The following is an 18086-nucleotide window of genomic DNA, read 5'->3' as shown; positions in this document are numbered from 1 at the left end:
CCCGGCGGCGCGCCTAGCGTAGCGCGAGCTCATATTTGCAGGCCGAAGATAACGGGAGGGTGATAGGACAATTACAATTTCGTCATCTGCCTGTTATTCGGCGCCTTCGCACCGCGTGTTTGCCATCTCCGTTGCTTGTAACGAAATCCTAGTGCCGGGTTTGGTTTCCCAGTATTTTCGGGCATTACAGGACTTTCTTACGAAATTGTAATTTTCTAGCCACCCCTCTGATAGCTACCGCTCATTAGAGTGCCATCACCTAATCAAGTGGGGCTTGGCAGCTGTTTCGGCGTTCTCGCCAAGCTTTATCGAAGTTTGTGCACGAGGACCATCAAAGTGCCCCGGTATAACCGCAATGTCTTATCCAAGACCTCCGTCTCGCCCTGGAAGATCGCTGCACTCTGTGCAGTCATCTCTGGATTGATGGCACCTGCAGCTCTTGCTCAAAGCATCAGCTTGCCCCAGGCGCTTTCGACGGCCATGGATGCCAACCCTGACCTGGCCGCGGCCCGGCAAGAGATTGGCATCGCTGATGGTGCTCGCAAGCAGGCCGGGCTTATCCCCAACCCCACTATTTCGTACGACGTGGAAGACACCCGTCGTAACACCAGCACGACGACCGTGTCGCTTAGCCAAACCCTGGAGCTGGGTGGTAAGCGGGGAGCTCGTGTTGACGTCGCCACTTACGGGCAGACCGCCGCACAGCTGGAGTTGGACCGTCGCGTGAACGGTCTGCGGGCAGACGTCGTACAGGCCTTCTACGCCGCATTGCGGGCCCAGACAGGCCTTGACCTGGCCAAGCAATCTCTCGAACTGACTGAGCGCGGTCTCCGCATCGTCGATGGTCGTGTTCGCGCAGGTAAATCGTCTCCAGTAGAGGCCACCCGCGCCCAAGTACAACTGGCCGAAGCAAAGCTGCAAGTTCGACGTGCCGAAACCGAAAAGACGACCGCTTACCAGCAACTCGCTCAAATTACCGGGAGCTCGGTCACCGTCTTTGATCGACTCGAATCGCCAACCCTCTCCCCGGGACTGCCACCGCGGACTGAAGAGCTGCTGGCGAAGCTCGATCAGACCGCAGAAATGCGCCAGGCCGTGGTACAGATCGACAAGAGCGATGCCTCGCTCGGTTCAGAGAAAGCTCAGCGTATCCCGAACCTTACCGTCAGCGTAGGTAGCCAGTACGACCGCTCTGTGCGCGAGCGTGTCAACACTGTGGGCGTCTCTATGCCTTTGCCGCTGTTTGATCGCAACCAGGGCAACATTCTTTCCGCTTCTCGTCGTGCAGATCAGGCCCGAGACCAGCGCAATGCTGTGGAGCTGCGGCTGCGCACCGAAACCCAAACCGCGTTGAACCAGTGGTCCACCGCCATGCAGGAGGTCGAGTCCTACGACAAGACCATTCTGCCGTCAGCCCAACAAGCCGTAGATACCGCAACCCGCGGCTTCGAGATGGGCAAATTCGGCTTCATCGAAGTGCTGGATGCCCAGCGCACCTTGATCGTCGCTCGTGGCCAATATCTCGAATCGTTGGCAGCGGCGACCAATGCGCGTGCGCAGGTGGAAAGGGTTTATGGCGAAGTCGGCTCAACTGCCGGCGCTCGCTGAACGGGCCAAACATTTTCTTCGGCACACAGCCTTGAACAAGCCGGTGCCTACGATCAGCAGGAGTAGCAATGGATAACAAACGCAAGATCGCCCTCGCGGTAGCCGCTGTGGCAGCCCTCGGATTTGGCAGCCTTGCCTGGAACAACAGTTCTGGACAGCAGGCCGCTAGTACCGCCGAGCATGGCGCTAACGATGGCCATGGCGACGAAAAGAAAGCCGCATCTGCCGCCAAAGAGGAGGGTGATGAGGGCCATGGTGAAGAAGGCCACAGCGAAGAGGGCGGTGAAGAAGAGGGCAAGCTGACGCTTAGCGCTGAGCAGATCAAGGCTGCCGGCGTTGCCCTGGAAGCTGCAGCGCCGCGTGACTTGGGTACAGTCGTGAGCTTCCCGGGCGAAATTCGCTTCGATGAAGACCGGACCGCCCACGTGGTTCCTCGTGTTCCTGGCGTTGTAGAGACTGTCCAAGCCGACCTGGGTGAGACGGTCAAAAAGGGTCAGGTCCTCGCTGTAATCGCGAGCCAGCAGATCTCTGACCTGCGCAGCGAACAACAGGCCGCACAGCGTCGCGTCGAACTGGCGCGAGTGACCTTCGAGCGTGAGAAGCAGCTGTGGCAGGACAAGATTTCCGCGGAGCAAGACTACCTCCAAGCACGCCAAGCGCTGCAAGAAGCGGAGATCTCCTTGGCCAACGCCAAGCAGAAGGTCGGTGCGATCGGTGCTTCGGTTAACTCCGTTGGCGGTAATCGTTACGAACTCCGAGCTCCTTTCGACGCCGTGGTGGTGGAGAAACACCTGACCGTTGGCGAAGTCGTCAGCGAGGCGACCAACGCCTTCATCCTTTCTGACCTGAATCAGGTCTGGGCAACCTTCGCCGTCCCGCCTACAGATCTGGGCAAGGTCACGACTGGTCGTGCGGTGAAAGTCTCTTCGCCTGACATGAATGTCGAGGTCGAAGGGAAGGTGGGTTATGTCGGGAGCCTGCTGGGCGAGCAAAACCGCGCAGCCACTGTCCGCGTCACCTTGACCAACCCCAACGGTGCCTGGCGTCCAGGCCTGTTCGTGAACATTGCGGTCACTTCCCAGACTGATCGAGTTGCCGTAGCGGTCCCTGAGCACGCAGTCCAGACCGTTGAAGACAAACCCTCGGTATTCGTACGCACCCCAGATGGGTTTGACACCCGCCCGGTAAAACTGGGTCGTCGCGACAATGGGTACGTGGAAGTCATCGACGGTATTGAAGCCGGCGCCCAGGTAGCAACCAGTGGCAGCTTCACACTCAAGTCCGAGCTCGGCAAAGCTTCTGCCGAACACGGTCACTGATGCGAACTGACAGGATGATTTCTCATGTTTGAACGTATCATCAGATTCGCCATCGAGCAGCGCATCGTAGTAATGATCGCTGTTCTGATCATGGCGGGTATCGGTATCTACAGCTATCAAAAGCTGCCCATCGATGCGGTACCCGATATCACCAACGTCCAGGTGCAGATCAACACTGCAGCGCCTGGTTATTCGCCTTTGGAAACCGAACAACGGATCACGTTTCCAGTTGAAACGGCCATGGCCGGTCTCCCGGGCCTTCAGCAGACCCGTTCCCTGTCTCGCTCTGGCTTGTCTCAGGTCACCGTGATCTTCAAGGATGGCACTGACATCTTCTTTGCCCGCCAGTTGATCAACGAGCGGCTGCAGGTTGCGAAGGAACAGCTGCCAGAAGGCGTAGAGGCCGTTATGGGCCCGGTATCTACCGGCCTCGGCGAGATCTTCCTGTGGACCGTTGAAGCCGAAGATGGCGCGGTCAAAGAGGACGGTACGCCTTACACCCCGACCGACCTGCGCGTGATCCAAGACTGGATCATCAAGCCTCAGCTGCGCAACGTCCCGGGTGTAGCCGAGATCAATACCATCGGCGGCTATGCCAAGCAGTTCCTGGTTGCGCCAGATCCTAAGCGCCTGGCTACCTACAAGCTTACCCTCAATGACCTGGTCGCAGCGTTGGAAAGTAACAATGCCAACGTCGGCGCCGGCTACATCGAACGTAATGGTGAGCAGTTGCTCATCCGTGCGCCCGGCCAGGTAGGCAACATCGAAGACATCGCCAACATCGTGATCACCAGCGTGGATGGTGCACCGATTCGCATCAGCAGCGTTGCTGACGTCAGCATCGGTAAAGAACTCCGCACAGGTGCTGCTACTGAGAACGGCCGCGAAGTCGTGCTCGGTACCGTGTTCATGCTGATTGGTGAAAACAGCCGTACTGTGTCTCAAGCTGTCGCCGCCAAACTGGCGGACATCAACCGCACCCTGCCAAAGGGCGTGGTGGCTGTGACCGTTTACGACCGTACCAACCTGGTTGAAAAAGCCATCGCGACGGTGAAGAAGAACCTGGTAGAAGGCGCGATCTTGGTAATCGCGATTCTGTTCCTGTTCCTCGGCAACATCCGTGCAGCCCTGATCACCGCGATGGTGATTCCGCTGTCCATGCTTTTCACCTTCACAGGCATGTTCAACAACAAGGTCAGTGCCAACTTAATGAGTTTGGGGGCACTCGACTTCGGCATCATCGTCGACGGTGCCGTGGTTATTGTAGAAAACGCGATCCGTCGACTGGCTCATGCGCAGCATAAGCATGGCCGCATGCTCACCAAAACCGAACGCTTCCACGAGGTCTTTGCCGCGGCGCGAGAAGCTCGCCGGCCGCTGATCTTCGGTCAGCTGATCATCATGGTGGTGTACCTGCCGATCTTCGCCCTCACCGGCGTCGAAGGCAAAATGTTCCACCCTATGGCGTTCACCGTTGTGATGGCTCTGCTGGGCGCAATGATCCTGTCCGTTACCTTTGTTCCTGCAGCTATTGCCATGTTCGTCACTGGCAAGGTGAAGGAAGAGGAAGGCGTGGTCATGCGCACAGCTCGACTGCGCTATGAGCCGGTTCTGCAATGGGTGCTGGGACATCGGAACATCGCTTTCTCGGCCGCAGTAGCCTTGGTCGTGCTCAGTGGTGTGCTGGCAAGTCGTATGGGTAGCGAGTTCATCCCAAGCCTCAGTGAGGGTGACTTTGCGATGCAGGCCATGCGTGTGCCTGGAACGAGCCTCACTCAGTCCGTCGAGATGCAGCAGCGTCTGGAGAAAGCGGTAATAGCGCAGGTGCCTGAAGTCGAGCGGATGTTCGCACGCTCGGGTACCGCGGAAATTGCATCTGACCCGATGCCACCGAACGCCTCCGACGCCTACATCATGCTCAAGCCTCAGGATCAGTGGCCTAACCCCAAGAAGCCTCGCGATGAGCTGATTGCTGAGGTGCAGAAGGCCGCAGCGGGTGTTCCAGGAAGCAACTACGAGTTGTCGCAGCCAATCCAACTGCGTTTCAACGAGCTGATTTCGGGCGTGCGTAGTGATGTCGCTGTGAAGGTCTTCGGCGATGACATGGACGTGCTCAACAACACCGCCAACAAGATCGCGGCAGCGCTCAAAGCGGTACCGGGCTCGTCGGAAGTGAAAGTTGAGCAGACATCCGGCCTGCCGGTGCTGACAATCAACATCGACCGCGAGAAAGCAGCACGCTACGGCCTGAACATCGCGGATGTTCAGAACTCGATCGCTATCGCCGTGGGTGGTCGCCAGGCCGGCACGCTGTATGAGGGCGACCGTCGGTTCGACATGGTAGTGCGCCTGCCTGAGACCGTTCGCACCGACGTAGCGGGGATGTCCAGTTTGCTGATTCCGGTGCCTGCCAATGCGGCTCAGGGTGCCAACCAGATCGGTTTCATCCCGCTGTCGCAGGTCGCTAATCTGGACCTGCAACTGGGCCCGAACCAAATCAGCCGCGAGAACGGCAAGCGTCTGGTAATCGTCAGTGCCAACGTTCGAGGCCGTGACCTGGGATCCTTCGTTGAGGAGGCGACCGCTTCGCTGGATCAGAAGGTGCAAATCCCTGCGGGCTACTGGACGACTTGGGGTGGCCAGTTCGAGCAGCTGCAGTCGGCTGCCAAACGGCTGCAGATCGTTGTTCCAGTCGCCTTGCTGCTGGTCATGACCTTGTTGTTCCTGATGTTCAACAACCTGAAGGACGGCATGCTGGTCTTCACCGGTATTCCATTCGCACTCACCGGTGGTGTTGTGGCGTTGTGGTTGCGGGACATCCCACTGTCGATCTCGGCAGGTGTCGGCTTCATTGCACTGTCCGGCGTTGCAGTACTGAACGGCCTGGTGATGATTGCCTTCATCCGCGGGCTAAGGGAGGAAGGGCGAACGCTCAGGCAGGCAGTCGATGAAGGTGCATTAACCCGTCTGCGACCTGTTCTGATGACTGCCTTGGTAGCTTCCCTGGGCTTCATCCCGATGGCTTTGGCCACCGGTACCGGTGCAGAAGTTCAGCGGCCACTGGCGACTGTGGTGATTGGCGGGATCCTGTCCTCCACCGCATTGACCTTGTTGGTACTGCCTGCCCTGTATTACTGGGCACACCGCAAGGATGAAGACGGCGACGAGGCCGAAGTGGTTAGCTAACAGGCTCCGCTAAAGAGAAGCCCACAACACGTGTTGTGGGCTTTTTTGTGTGCGCCAGGCATGGCGCGTTGCGCGTAAGCGCAACCCGCTTGGCTGTGGTGGCCAAGCGGGTGACTTGGAGGTGAAAGTCCTCTACACACCCGGCAAGGGGAAGTGTTAGCCGGAGGCAAGGGTGTCGCGGGTGACCGCGAATCTGAAGGAAGCCCGAGGCAAAATGCTGGCCTGACGAACAGGAAGCGGATAGAGGCGGCACAGCGGGGTGAGGTGGCACAAATCGCCAAAGCCCAATACTTGCACGGAACGCTGTGACGTAGATCCGACAGGCATAAGCAGGAAGGTCGCGCGAATTACCCTGGGAGATCTGTACGTTTGCCATTGTGCTACCGCGCGTCGAAAGGCGACGGGATGAGCGTGCAGAAGTCAGCCGAAGCCGTAGTAAGTGGCGGTTAACCGCGCCACCAAGGGCCGAACAGGTTATGCCGCCAGTAGGCGTCGCCGTCTCGTTGGTAACCGTAATGCAGAAATTTCCCACAGCGGAAACTGTCATCCCGAGCTCCGGCCAGAAGCCGAGGGTGACGCCTGACAGTGCAAAGGTATCGACGGCGTCCGTGACGTGGACGAACGCGGAGCCGGACACGCTGATGGAGCGGGTGCTTGCACCGGCCAACCTCAGACGTGCGTATCAACGCGTGGTCAGCAACAAGGGAGCACCGGGTGCCGATGGCATGACGGTTGCTGACTTGGCGGGCTACGTGAGACAGTATTGGCCAACCCTCAAGGCCAGGTTACTGGCCGGTGAATACCAGCCCCAAGCAGTGCGAGCGGTTGAAATTCCCAAGCCGCAGGGCGGCACACGGCAACTGGGAATCCCCAGCGTCGTGGATCGCCTGATCCAGCAAGCACTGCAGCAGCAGCTCACACCTATCTTCGACCCACTGTTCTCGGACTACAGCTATGGTTTTCGTCCGGGCAGAAGTACGCATCAAGCCATCGAGATGGCTCGTGCTCATGTGACAGCGGGACACCGCTGGTGCGTGGAACTCGATCTGGAGAAGTTTTTCGATCGGGTCAATCACGACATCCTCATGGCCTGCATCGAACGTCGGATCAAAGACAAGTGCGTACTCAGGCTTATCCGCCGCTACCTTGAAGCCGGGATCATGTCGGGCGGTGTCGTCAGCCCACGGCAGGAGGGGACGCCGCAAGGCGGCCCGCTTTCGCCGTTGCTGTCGAACATCCTGCTCGACGAACTCGACCGCGAGCTGGAGCGACGGGGCCATCGCTTCGTACGTTATGCCGATGATGCGAACATCTATGTACGCAGTCCCCGGGCCGGCGAACGGGTGTTGGTCAGCGTCGAGCGCTTCCTGAGAGAACGTCTGAAGCTGACGGTGAACAGGAAGAAAAGCCAAGTGGCAAGGGCGTGGAAGTGCGACTACCTAGGCTATGGGATGAGCTGGCACCAGCAGCCAAGGCTGCGCGTGGCAAGGATGAGCCTAGACCGCTTACGCGACCGGCTCAGAATGCTGCTGCGCAGCGTACGGGCTCGCAAAATGGCGACTGTCATCGAGCGGATCAACCCCGTCCTGAGAGGCTGGGCTAGCTACTTCAAGCTCAGCCAGAGCAAGCGGCCGCTTGAGGAACTGGATGGTTGGGTCAGGCACAAACTCCGCTGCGTCATCTGGCGTCAATGGAAGCAGCCTCCCACGAGGCTGAGAAACTTGATGCGCCTGGGGTTGAGCGAGGAGCGTGCCAACAAGTCAGCCTTCAATGGCCGAGGTCCATGGTGGAATTCGGGAGCGCAACATATGAACTACGCGCTGCCAAAGAAACTGTGGGACCGGCTCGGGCTGGTCTCGATACTGGATACGATTAACCGGCTTAGCCGCGTAACCTGAACCGCCGTGTACGGAACCGTACGCACGGTGGTGTGAGAGGACGGCGGGTGTGAATCCGCCTCCTACTCGATTTAAAGTGAAGTAGATGCACTTACCTTTCAAAATTGTAAGTTTCTCGTCATGCCGGTGATGCCTATGCATTGCTAAGGTTACGCCCGAGAAGTTTTGAAATTGAGAGGGTTTTATGAAAAAGCTAATTATCGCTGCTGCACTTGTTGTTTTCTCGGTGGCTTCGCAGGCCAACACTTTTTCCGAGAGCAAGCAGCTGCAATACACCAAGGAGCACCAGACCGCAGTGGCCAAGTACGCGGAGAAAAATGGCAAGCCAATGCCAGAGATTCAGGATTACAAATATGGCATGAAGATAGACGTTGCTAAGTTCGTACGTCAGTCGCAGGACCCACGTACCTGCCAGGTCTACCCACGGTTGATGACCTTCGAGGACTCCCAGGGCACGCTCAAGACTGTTCGTTACTCGATGTATTCGCAATGCATCAACAACAAGTAGTAAACGATTTGAACAGAACAATTAGAGAATTCATAAATGCCAGGCAGTGCCTGGCATTTTTTATTACGCCCGATGCCCCATGGTTTTGACATGTTAACGCCTGGGCCGGGGCAAACCGTGCAATAGGTCTTAGCTAACCAACCGCGACGGCTCCCAACTGCAGAGGGCAATTGGAAGCCTTGACCCCAGAAGGGACGAGTTATGAAGAGTTTGCTTGAACGCCCTGATGACCAAGCTGGGCATGAAGGTCATAGCCATGAGCATGGCGGCATTTTTGGCATGAACACGGAGCTGATTTTCGCGCTGATCTGTGGTGCCCTCCTGGGTGCCGGAGCTCTCGCAGGACAACTTGACCTGATTGATCGACTGCCCCTGATTCTGTACGTGTCGGCCTATGTGTTCGGTGGATGGTTCACCACCAAGGAAGCGATCAGCAACATCCGCCAGAAACGCTTCGAGATCGATTCGCTGATGCTTCTCGCCGCAGCCGGTGCCGCGAGCATTGGCGCCTGGGCGGAGGGGGCTCTGCTGCTGTTCCTGTTCAGTCTGGGGCATTCCCTTGAAAGCTACGCGATGGGGCGGGCCAAGAAAGCGATTGAGGCACTGTCCAAGCTCGCACCAGCCACCGCGATCGTACGCAGAGCAAATGGCACGTTGGAAATGCCTGTGGAGCTGCTGGTTCCCGGTGACGTTGTCATCGTGCGCCCCAATGACCGCCTACCGGCCGATGGTTTTGTTGTAGTGGGCTCCTCAAGTATCAACCAGGCGCCAGTAACCGGTGAGAGCGTCCCCGTGGACAAGCAACCTGTCCCTGATGCCGAACTCGCACGCAGCAAGCCAGATGCAGTGGATGCAGCCTCGAAAGTCTTCGCCGGTACCATCAATGGCGAAACGCTCATCGAGGTTGAGGTAACACGGCGCTCTACGGAAAGTACCCTGGCGCGGGTCATCAAGATGGTCAGTGAAGCCGAAGTCAGGAAGTCACCGACCCAGCGATTCACGGACCGCTTCCAACGCATATTCGTCCCGTTGGTTTTGCTGCTGGTAGTCGGGCTGCTATTTGCCGGCATTTTCCTTGATGAGCCGTTCCGTGACTCGTTCTACCGGGCGATGGCCGTACTGGTTGCAGCCAGCCCCTGCGCGCTGGCGATCGCAACACCAAGCGCCATTCTATCTGGCATCGCCAGGGCAGCCCGAGGTGGCGTGCTGATCAAGGGCGGTGCACCGCTTGAAGAGCTCGGCTCCTTGAATGCCATGGCATTCGACAAGACCGGTACCCTGACCGAAGGGCGCCCACGCATCACCGATGTAATACCGGTAGGCGGCACGCAGATCGAGGATCTACTAAACGTCGCCATCGCTGTGGAGTCGATGAGCGACCATCCGCTGGCTGCGGCAATTGTGCGTGACGGTGAAGAGATGATTGGCACACGGCGCCGATTGCAAGCCAAGAACATGAGCAACATGATTGGCCGCGGCGTACGTGCCGAGCTTGATGGGCAGTTCGTCTGGATTGGCAAGGTCGAGATGTTCGGTACCAATGGTATTCCCGCACTGAGCAAGGCAGCCTTGGAGGCTGCGGAGCGTCTGCGTCAGTCGGGCCGCACAACCATGGTGGTACGTCGCGCTGACAAGGATCTGGGCGCTATCGGGCTATTGGACACACCCCGAGAGGGTGCCAAAGAGGCACTCCAGAAACTCAGAGAGATGGGCATCGACCGCATGGTCATGATTTCTGGGGACCACAACCGCGTTGCAGAGGCGGTAGCCAAACAAGTTGGCTTAGATGAGGCGTGGGGAGACCTAATGCCGGAAGACAAGGTCAAGGCCATCAAGAACCTGCGCCTCAGCGCCAGGGTGGCCATGGTGGGTGACGGCGTGAATGATGCCCCTGCCATGGCCAATTCGAGCGTTGGCATCGCAATGGGGGCTGCCGGATCTGATGTCGCCCTGGAAACGGCTGATATCGCGCTTATGGCTGACGACATCAGGCAACTCCCATTTGCGGTGGGGCTGAGCCGTCACACGCGATCGATCATCCGCCAGAACCTGTTCGTCAGCTTGGGGATTGTGGCCATCTTGGTTCCGTCTACCATCATGGGCTTGAGCATTGGTGCCGCCGTTGCGATCCATGAGGGCTCCACACTGCTGGTCGTCTTCAACGCCTTGCGGTTGTTGGCCTACCGCAGAAGCTCCTGATCCCTGAGCTTCAATCATGAAGCTAAGCAGGGAAATGACTTGAAGTAGAAGTACGGGTCGTGCGCGATCAGCGCACGACCCGTACTTTTCTCACTCGTCGATCCCGATGCGCTTGAGGCTTTCAAGGGCCTTCCCACACTCAGGTGAGCCGTGCCTTAAGCCGCAGGCCAACGCAGCTTTGAGACTCATGACACCGGCTACGAAACCGACTTGATTGCCGACCCCTTGTCCGTTCGCAAATCCCTGATCATACGCAATCTCCACAAGTGCATTGATCGCCGCCAGGGTGTCTTGTTTGTTGGTACTGTTCTGCATATCTACTCCGCGAGCATTCAGCTCATATCGCTCGGTTAGATGGCGGCGCCTTCAGGTTTGGGGTGAGCGAATCCCGCTCCCATAGCCAATCCCTAACGGGGGGCATAGCCCGCCACCGTAAGGAAAATCAGCTATTGAGAGCAGGTGACTCGTTTTGGTCACGCGTGCTGCTCGCCTCACCGCATTGGCACTGAGTGGGTACATCCGGATAGCCGCTGTGTTTCTCGACGAACAGCGTTTGGCAGGTGGTGCACCCATAAATCCGCGGCAGAGACTTCAGACCACCTGGCAGCACATCGCTCAAGGGCTCGTTATGCCAAGGAGCCCCGTCAAGGATCTTGGAGCGCAGGATGTTTCCCAGCCGCCAGGTGTTACTTTGTGCGCGCCAGAACCACATCGGCGCCGAAAGTGAATACTGGATGAAGGTCTCTTCCGGCTGTTTGGAGAGCATCGGAAATTTAGGGCGGGTCGATCCGGAATCGATGATAGTGAACCCCATGCCCATCTCAGCGCTCGGATGGGTCTGTTCACCGAAATAGCGGTCGTGACTCGCCGAAGCCGTAGCTTGATGATCAGTCGGCGGAAATACCCACAGATAGCACTCGCTTCGAGTCACCATTTCGACGAGCTGGCTCTGTCCCCGTATAGGGAAATCTGCAGCCAGTGCGAAGCGATCTTTCCACGTGATTTTCGGAGGCGGTGCCATACCCGCCGCAATGGCCAGCGTCGCCGTTTTCGGGACGAATCGATCGCCGAGCTCGTTCAGATCCAGATTCTTGCAAAGGGCTTTGAATGCCTTTTTACGAGTCTTCGAGGTGAAGGAGGGGTCGAGGAGCAGGCGAACCTGGTTCACGCCTATCCCTGCAGCTCGTAGTACTTCGATGACTTCTTCAGCCACGCCGACTGCTTGAAGATCGGTCAATCCCAAGCACTTTTTCGCCCGCTCAATCGTCTCGTAGAGGTTGTACTGCCTGTCGCTGTCACGGCATACCTGGATTGGCAGATTGTCTTGGGAGTCAACTTCTGGGGAGACGGAGCCAATGGCAGCGTGGAGCAACTGGTGAATGTGCTGGTGAGCGTACGGGCGACCGGAAGCCGAGAATGAGGCGTGCAGCTGAGCAGCGAGAGGTTGAAGCAGCTTTTTGGCAGACATGACTATCCCCTAATGAGCGACGTTGGGGTAGCTGCGCTTGTAGGGCCGTTAGACGCGAAGCTGGACGTCGAATCAGGTTCAATCATGAGTAGGAGTCAGGTTTGGTTTGCTTGCACGGCCACCATGCAAAACCCGACGCGGCAATCACACCAGATTCGCCGAGTTTTGGCAAGAGAGGTCATCAGGTGAGCGAGAGCAGGTAGGAGGAGGACGCTCCAAGCTCGATCACGTCAGAAACAGGGAAGCCGGAAGCACATTGAGCGCTTCCGGCTTTCTCACGTCAGACTGATGAGAGGGATCAGAAGACGTATTGCAGGCGGGTCACGATTGCATTGCCGCTGTCGTCGCCCACGGTGTTCTCGTTATTGTCAGTACGCACGTTGATGTAGTTGGCACTGAGTTTCACTGCCTCGTTGACATACCAGTTCACACCCACAGTGTGGCTCTTGGCCTTGCGCTCGTTCGATTGATCCGCTGCGGTGACCAGGTTGCCGTCTTCGACCTTGATATCGTCAAAGCGGTAGAAAACTTCCCAGGCCCCCAGTTCCTTGTTCTCTGGTTTGATAGTGTCGAACTTGGCACCGTCGAGCTTGTAGATACGCGGCTCGCCGGTCAGGGTGTAAGCCATCTGGGCGTAGTAACCAGAGGCCTTCATGTCGCTGTTGGCCTGGTCAGCTTTCAGCTTGCGGCGAAGGTATTCCGCTTGCACCGAGAACGGGCCGGTGGCCCAGGCACCTTCGAGACCCCAGACCGAATCGTCCTTCCACAGGCCATCTTGTGCGGCGGCACCGCCAAACAGCATGCGGTTGCCGTTGGTGCCGGCATCGCCGCCGCCATTGGTATCTACACCGCGAACGCCAAGACGCGAACGAATCCGGGTATCGACCGCACTGTTTTTGAGGTCGCGGTAAGCGTACTGAGCACCGACGTGCAGGACGTTGCCATCACTGTGCAGCGGTGCGAACACGGCACGTGCGTTGTAGCGCTTGGTGCTGTCGCCATCCGAGTTGTTGTTGGTTTCGCTGAAAACGCTACCGGAGACATAAGCCATGTCAGCGATGGTGCTGGTGGCTTGAACACCCATGCCGGCGTTGTCGTTGATCCAGTCCGCCAGGTCGTACGAGAGGTTCCGCTCCATGGCAGTGGTCCACTTCGAACTGGTGGCTTTCTCAAGACCGAAGTCGGTGTAGAAACGACCGAATCGCAGTTGGACGGGCTTGAAACCGGTGTAGGTCAGGCTGGCCTCGTCGAAGTAACCGTCGGAGTCGTTGCCCGTGTTGCGGGAAAGGTCGTAGTTGAGCTGATACTTCCAGTCGCGGTACAGAACGCCGCCGAGCTCAAGGTAGGCGCGACGGAAGTAGCCGGCGTCAGCGGTATCGCCATTCTTGGTGAAGACACCATCGAAACGGCCGTAGTCGGCCTGAACGCGACCGCCCAGTTTGAAACTGAATTCCTTGTCAGAAGTCGATACTTCAAGACCGCCCTTGGTCTTCAGAACGATGTCAGCTCCGTCAGTGGTTACTGTTCCGGAGAATGCTTGCGAGGAAAATGTGCCTATTATTGCGGCAGCCAACAGCTTTTCCCGCATGTTCGAAGAACGGATCATTGCTTGCCTCTCGTATGTTAAGTGCTTAGCTACCGACGTTGTATTTCGCCCTTCGTCGGCCTAAATTTATCTTGCAGATGGGAGCAGGCCACGGTTGTCACCTGCTGTAACAAGATGCCTTTGTTCTAAGCACTCTGACTAGATTGCAAGCGAATATGACAGTTGTGTTTCTGTAGTGTTAACAGGAGAGTTTGAAACCTAACAAAACTGTTACCGAACAAGCCAGTCCTTCTTATCAAAGAAGCTCTTCTTGATCAATCTACGGATTTCCAGAACGTGCGGGTTGCGGGCAAGCTTGGTTTTGATAACAAGATAGACATCTTTCTCCTCCAGATCGTCCAAAAAACCCGGCACCGGCAGAATATTCCTCTCCATCTTTCGACTATAGTCGGGCAGCACACCGATACACGCGCCTCCTACGACAAGGCCACGGGATAAGTTATAGTTCTTTACCCGAGTGGTACCGCCCTGATGCTCAGCCATTATCGATGCCCACTTTCGTGAGCCCGCCAAAATCTCTTCATCCCAAGGGATAACGAGCATGAAGTTGTGCAAATCCAGGCTCTGCACTGGAAGGGTGACGCTTCTTGAGTAGCGGCTGGAAATGAACAGCGAGTGCCCAATCCGGCCAAGCCGTTCAAACCTATACGTAGGATGGCGATCAAACGCGCCCTCATCATCTGGGCTCACGAAAGCGATACCCACATCGACTTCACACTCAGAGAGCATCTGCGTTGTGCACTCTGAATGGATTTCAAGCTGCATTTCGGCATGATCGCGCACGTAGGCGACTAGATCGCGGTTTACGATGTCGCTCAACACTGGCTCCGTGATCGCGATGGTAAGCCTGGGGACTTCCTTTTCACCGGACTTGCCAAGGCCGTCTGGGCCGAAGAGCTGGCACAGGTAATGGCTGACCCTCTCGCCAGTGCGGGTCAGGGCAAGCTTGTTGTGTTTGTATACAAACACGGGAGCACCAATGTGCTCTTCCAGTTTCTCCAAGCGTTTCCGAAGGCCTACCACTGGCACATTGAGCCCCCGGGCAGCCTGTTTGAAACTGGCACAACGTGCTGTTGCGAAAAACTCTACGGCCAGCTGATCATCAATTGGCAGATCATCCAATATGTCAGGACTGTAAGGAACAACGCTGCTTGTAAATGTTTCATTTTGTGTAACCATTGGGTCCCCCTTAATTCGGGGAATCTATCTCAATGCCACCCAGCATTTCCTTATCTTGTCAGCATTGTAATCCGCAGGTCATGCATGCGTTATCGGAAGGTTTTATTTCGAAAGCGTAATTTTCGAGCAATCTTGCTGATATTGTAGCGTGCTAGCCTAGCGCGCCAATTTCATTACTTGGCAGATCTAAATTTAGCCAATTACGCATTTACATTTGGTTCACTTTTTTTTCACCTTTGCCTCCATAGGCTTTGGGCATGGAAAATCAAACCCTACCTCTTACTACCTTACTGATTCGTTATCTGGGGATCGGCTTCATAGCAACGGGAATCCATTATGCGGTGTTCCTAGTGCTGGTTACGACAGAATTATCTACTCCATTGCTAGCCAGTATCTGTGGAGGCATGGTTGGCGCTATCGCAAGCTTTATTGGAAATAGGGCGCTCTGCTTTGTGTCAGATGGCTCTCGTAAGTTTCAGCCTGTCAGGTTTGCACTGGTCGCGTTAGCCACAAACTTCGGCAATGGCGTGGGTATGTGGTTCCTCATCAAGTCGAATCTGTCACCGCTCATCTCCCAACTTGTAGTGACCTTAAGCCTCACTGCACTTGGATTCATTGCACATCGTTTTTGGACATTCAATCATGCAGACATTACATCGCTTTCCCGAGCGCCCTGATCCCTTGTTAACCATCGTCGTCCCTTGCTTCCAGGAAGAGGAAACCATCCCCGAGTTCCACCAGCGGATCACCCGCGTCGTGAAGCGCTTACCCGTCTCCTGCGAAATCCTCTATATCGACGATGGCAGTAACGACCGAACGGCCGACATTCTTCGCCACTATCAGGATGGGTCATCTGTACGTTGTCTGTCCCTGAGTCGCAACTTCGGCAAAGAGGCTGCACTCAGCGCCGGGATAGACCATGCCCGTGGCAGTGCGCTGATCTTCATCGATGTCGACCTGCAGGACCCACCAGAGCTCATCTCGGCCATGGTGGACCACTGGCAACGCGGTTACGACGTGGTGAACATGCAACGCAACCTGAGAGTCGGTGATTCGTGGTTTAAGCGCATGAGTGCCCGGGCTTACTACTGGGTCATGCAGCGCCTGGTGGAGAAGGTGGACATGCCGGCCGATGTCAGCGATTTCCGATTGATTGGGCCTGCGCCGCTGGCAGCACTGCGGGCGCTGGACGAACGCTCCAGGATTCTCAAAGGCATGATCGGCTGGGTAGGCTTCCGTACCATCGAGCTGCCCTACAATCGCACCGTTCGCCATGCCGGCAGCACCAAGTGGAATGCAGCTGGCCTGTTCAATCTGGCCATCGAAAGCATCGTCAGCTTCTCTCGCAAACCGCTGCGCATTTTCAGCCTCATCAGTTTCGGTCTTTTCGTCTCCAGCATCTGCTACATGCTTGCGTCGCTTGTGGCAGGAAGTTTCGACATCCATCACCTGATCGTCGGAATGGCTTCATTCATGTGCGTCGGTGTCGCCATGGTGGGGGAGTACCTGGGCGTGACACTCGCGGAAGTGAAGCGCCGGCCTCTCTATTTCCTGAAGCACAGCAGCAAGGCGGATCCCGTGTCACTCCACCCTTCGATGGCCTCGATCGAGGGTAAGAAATGCTGAGCCTGAAAAACGAGCGGACGCTGTGGTGGATCCTGGGTTCGATTTTGCTCTTGCGTTTGGTGGGGCTGGGCATCTATCCACTGATGGACACATCGGAGGCTCGCTACGCTGAAATGGCTCGCAAGATGGTCGAGTTGAATGACTGGATCACGCCCATGTTCGACTACGGGGTACCGTTCTGGGGCAAGCCACCGTTGTCCTTCTGGACCCAGGCCGCAAGCATGACGGTCTTCGGCGTTAACGAGTTCGCTGCGCGTTTCCCGGCGTGGCTGCTGCACCTGGCAAGCTGTTTCATCATCATCAAACTCGGCACGCAGCAGATTTCCCGTAACGCCGGCATCTGGGCCGCCATTATCTTTTCCAGCACCACCCTTGGCCTAGTCTCCAGCGGTGTCGTGCTGACCGACCCTGTTTTGTCGTTCTCGATTCTGCTGGCCAGCTACGGTTTCTGGCGTTGGATGAAGTGCGCCAGCAAGGCGGATGCCTACCTGATGTTCGCAGGTCTCGGGCTGGGCTTGCTTGCCAAAGGCCCTCTGACCCTAGTGCTTATGGGGGCGCCGGCATTCGCCTGGTTCGTTATCTACAAGGAATGGGGACGGGTACTGAGGCTTCCCTGGATCAGCGGCCTTGTACTCATGTTCGGTATATCCGTGCCTTGGTATGTCGCGGCCGAGATGAAAACGCCCGGCTTCATGGAGTACTTCTTCGTTGGTGAGCACTGGAGCCGCTACGTCGTCAGTAACTGGGCGGGCGACCTATACGGCAGTGCTCATGCCAAGCCATATGGCACCATCTGGATCCAGCTCGGACTGTCGCTACTGCCGTGGGCCTTTTTCTTACCATTACTGATCCGCAAGCGTGAATCAATGCAGCGCTTCGAGGCTTACCTCTGGCTGTGGGCCTTGGCGACACCGGTCTTCTTCACATTTGCAGGCAACATTCTGTGGACCTACCTGCTACCTGCGCTGCCAGCCTGGGCATTGCTGCTATCCGGACGGATCAGCGATGTTGGCCCGAAGACTACATGGGCTGCCGCGGCGAGTGCATTGGTGTTACCAATCATCGGTGCGGGCATCATCTACGCCGGGGTACTTGAGGAGCGACCTCAGAATCAGCGAGATGTGGTTCAAGCCTGGCTCAATGTGCAGTCTGCTCATTCCGCTCCCCTGATCTATCCTGGCCGCCGCTCATACTCGTCGGAGTTTTACAGCAGCGGAAAGTCCGAGAACATCAAGGATCCTGCCAAGTGGCCGCAGGATGGCTCGTTCTATCTGTCCAGGCGCTTGCGAGACAGCAAGGATGGTCTGCCCGCTGATCTAGCATGTACAGCGATCACCGAAGCGAACGCCAGCCAGCTCATGCTGTGCCATTGGAAACGTACCGTACAAGGTGCCGAGGGTCTGGCTGGAGAAAGCAATGCGGAAACGCCTCGCAAGAACGAAGGCTAAATTCCAAGCACAAAAAAGCCAGGTTTTATCCTGGCTTTTTT

13 protein-coding genes are annotated in these 18086 nt (G+C 56.9%); 9 read left to right on the top strand and 4 right to left on the bottom strand.

The window, feature by feature from the left end; translation table 11 throughout:
- Window positions 1–336: 336 nt before the first annotated feature.
- The 6 genes from TZ03_RS05890 to TZ03_RS05865 all read left to right on the top strand — a co-directional run bounded on the left by TZ03_RS05890 (window position 337) and on the right by TZ03_RS05865 (window position 10718).
- Window positions 337–1608, top strand: a complete 1272-nt coding sequence (locus TZ03_RS05890; RefSeq protein WP_016712696.1) for a TolC family protein — start codon at window positions 337–339, stop codon at window positions 1606–1608.
- A 68-nt stretch (window positions 1609–1676) separates the two neighbouring features.
- On the top strand, window positions 1677–2927 hold the full coding sequence (locus TZ03_RS05885) for an efflux RND transporter periplasmic adaptor subunit (RefSeq protein WP_003253426.1): 1251 nt from the start codon (window positions 1677–1679) through the stop codon (window positions 2925–2927).
- Window positions 2928–2951: 24 nt separating this feature from the next.
- The gene (locus tag TZ03_RS05880; RefSeq protein ID WP_003253428.1) at window positions 2952–6113 is read left to right on the top strand and encodes a CusA/CzcA family heavy metal efflux RND transporter; all 3162 of its coding nucleotides are present in this window, start codon (window positions 2952–2954) and stop codon (window positions 6111–6113) included.
- Between the two features lie 476 nt (window positions 6114–6589).
- Entirely contained in the window at window positions 6590–8011 is a 1422-nt protein-coding gene (gene ltrA, locus TZ03_RS05875; protein WP_051096403.1) for a group II intron reverse transcriptase/maturase, read from the top strand.
- A 184-nt stretch (window positions 8012–8195) separates the two neighbouring features.
- On the top strand, window positions 8196–8519 hold the full coding sequence (locus TZ03_RS05870) for a DUF2790 domain-containing protein (RefSeq protein ID WP_003253432.1): 324 nt from the start codon (window positions 8196–8198) through the stop codon (window positions 8517–8519).
- Between the two features lie 201 nt (window positions 8520–8720).
- Window positions 8721–10718, top strand: coding sequence for a heavy metal translocating P-type ATPase (locus TZ03_RS05865; RefSeq protein ID WP_009682002.1), 1998 nt, complete (start codon window positions 8721–8723; stop codon window positions 10716–10718).
- 90 nt (window positions 10719–10808) lie between these two features.
- Here the strand turns inward: TZ03_RS05865 and TZ03_RS05860 are convergent, their stop codons facing one another.
- From TZ03_RS05860 to TZ03_RS05845, 4 genes are all read right to left on the bottom strand, one after another.
- Window positions 10809–11033, bottom strand: coding sequence for a hypothetical protein (locus TZ03_RS05860; RefSeq protein ID WP_003253436.1), 225 nt, complete (start codon window positions 11031–11033; stop codon window positions 10809–10811).
- A gap of 127 nt (window positions 11034–11160) precedes the next feature.
- The gene (locus TZ03_RS05855; protein ID WP_003253439.1) at window positions 11161–12186 is read right to left on the bottom strand and encodes a hypothetical protein; all 1026 of its coding nucleotides are present in this window, start codon (window positions 12184–12186) and stop codon (window positions 11161–11163) included.
- A 298-nt stretch (window positions 12187–12484) separates the two neighbouring features.
- On the bottom strand, window positions 12485–13792 hold the full coding sequence (locus tag TZ03_RS05850; RefSeq protein WP_003253440.1) for an OprO/OprP family phosphate-selective porin: 1308 nt from the start codon (window positions 13790–13792) through the stop codon (window positions 12485–12487).
- A gap of 210 nt (window positions 13793–14002) precedes the next feature.
- Window positions 14003–14971 (bottom strand): LysR family transcriptional regulator, encoded by a 969-nt coding sequence (locus TZ03_RS05845; protein ID WP_009682003.1) that lies wholly within the window; start codon window positions 14969–14971, stop codon window positions 14003–14005.
- Window positions 14972–15228: 257 nt separating this feature from the next.
- Between TZ03_RS05845 and TZ03_RS28400 the strand changes: the two genes are divergently transcribed.
- From TZ03_RS28400 to TZ03_RS05835, 3 genes are read left to right on the top strand one after another with little or no spacing between them, the layout of a single operon-like run.
- The gene (locus TZ03_RS28400) at window positions 15229–15648 is read left to right on the top strand and encodes a GtrA family protein (protein ID WP_003253444.1); all 420 of its coding nucleotides are present in this window, start codon (window positions 15229–15231) and stop codon (window positions 15646–15648) included.
- Window positions 15614–16597: a glycosyltransferase family 2 protein gene (locus tag TZ03_RS05840; RefSeq protein WP_003253446.1), complete on the top strand. Its 984-nt coding sequence runs from the start codon at window positions 15614–15616 to the stop codon at window positions 16595–16597. Before TZ03_RS28400 ends, TZ03_RS05840 begins: the two co-directional genes overlap by 35 nt.
- A complete protein-coding gene (locus TZ03_RS05835; protein ID WP_003253448.1) occupies window positions 16591–18045 on the top strand; it encodes an ArnT family glycosyltransferase in 1455 nt (484 codons plus the stop codon). Before TZ03_RS05840 ends, TZ03_RS05835 begins: the two co-directional genes overlap by 7 nt.
- The last annotated feature ends 41 nt before the right edge of the window (window positions 18046–18086 follow it).

The sequence above is a fragment of the Pseudomonas sp. 10-1B genome, from assembly GCF_000935045.1.
GTDB lineage: Bacteria > Pseudomonadota > Gammaproteobacteria > Pseudomonadales > Pseudomonadaceae > Aquipseudomonas.
The sequence above is the reverse complement of the archived record's forward strand: the minus strand, read 5'-3'. Positions and strand labels throughout refer to the sequence as shown.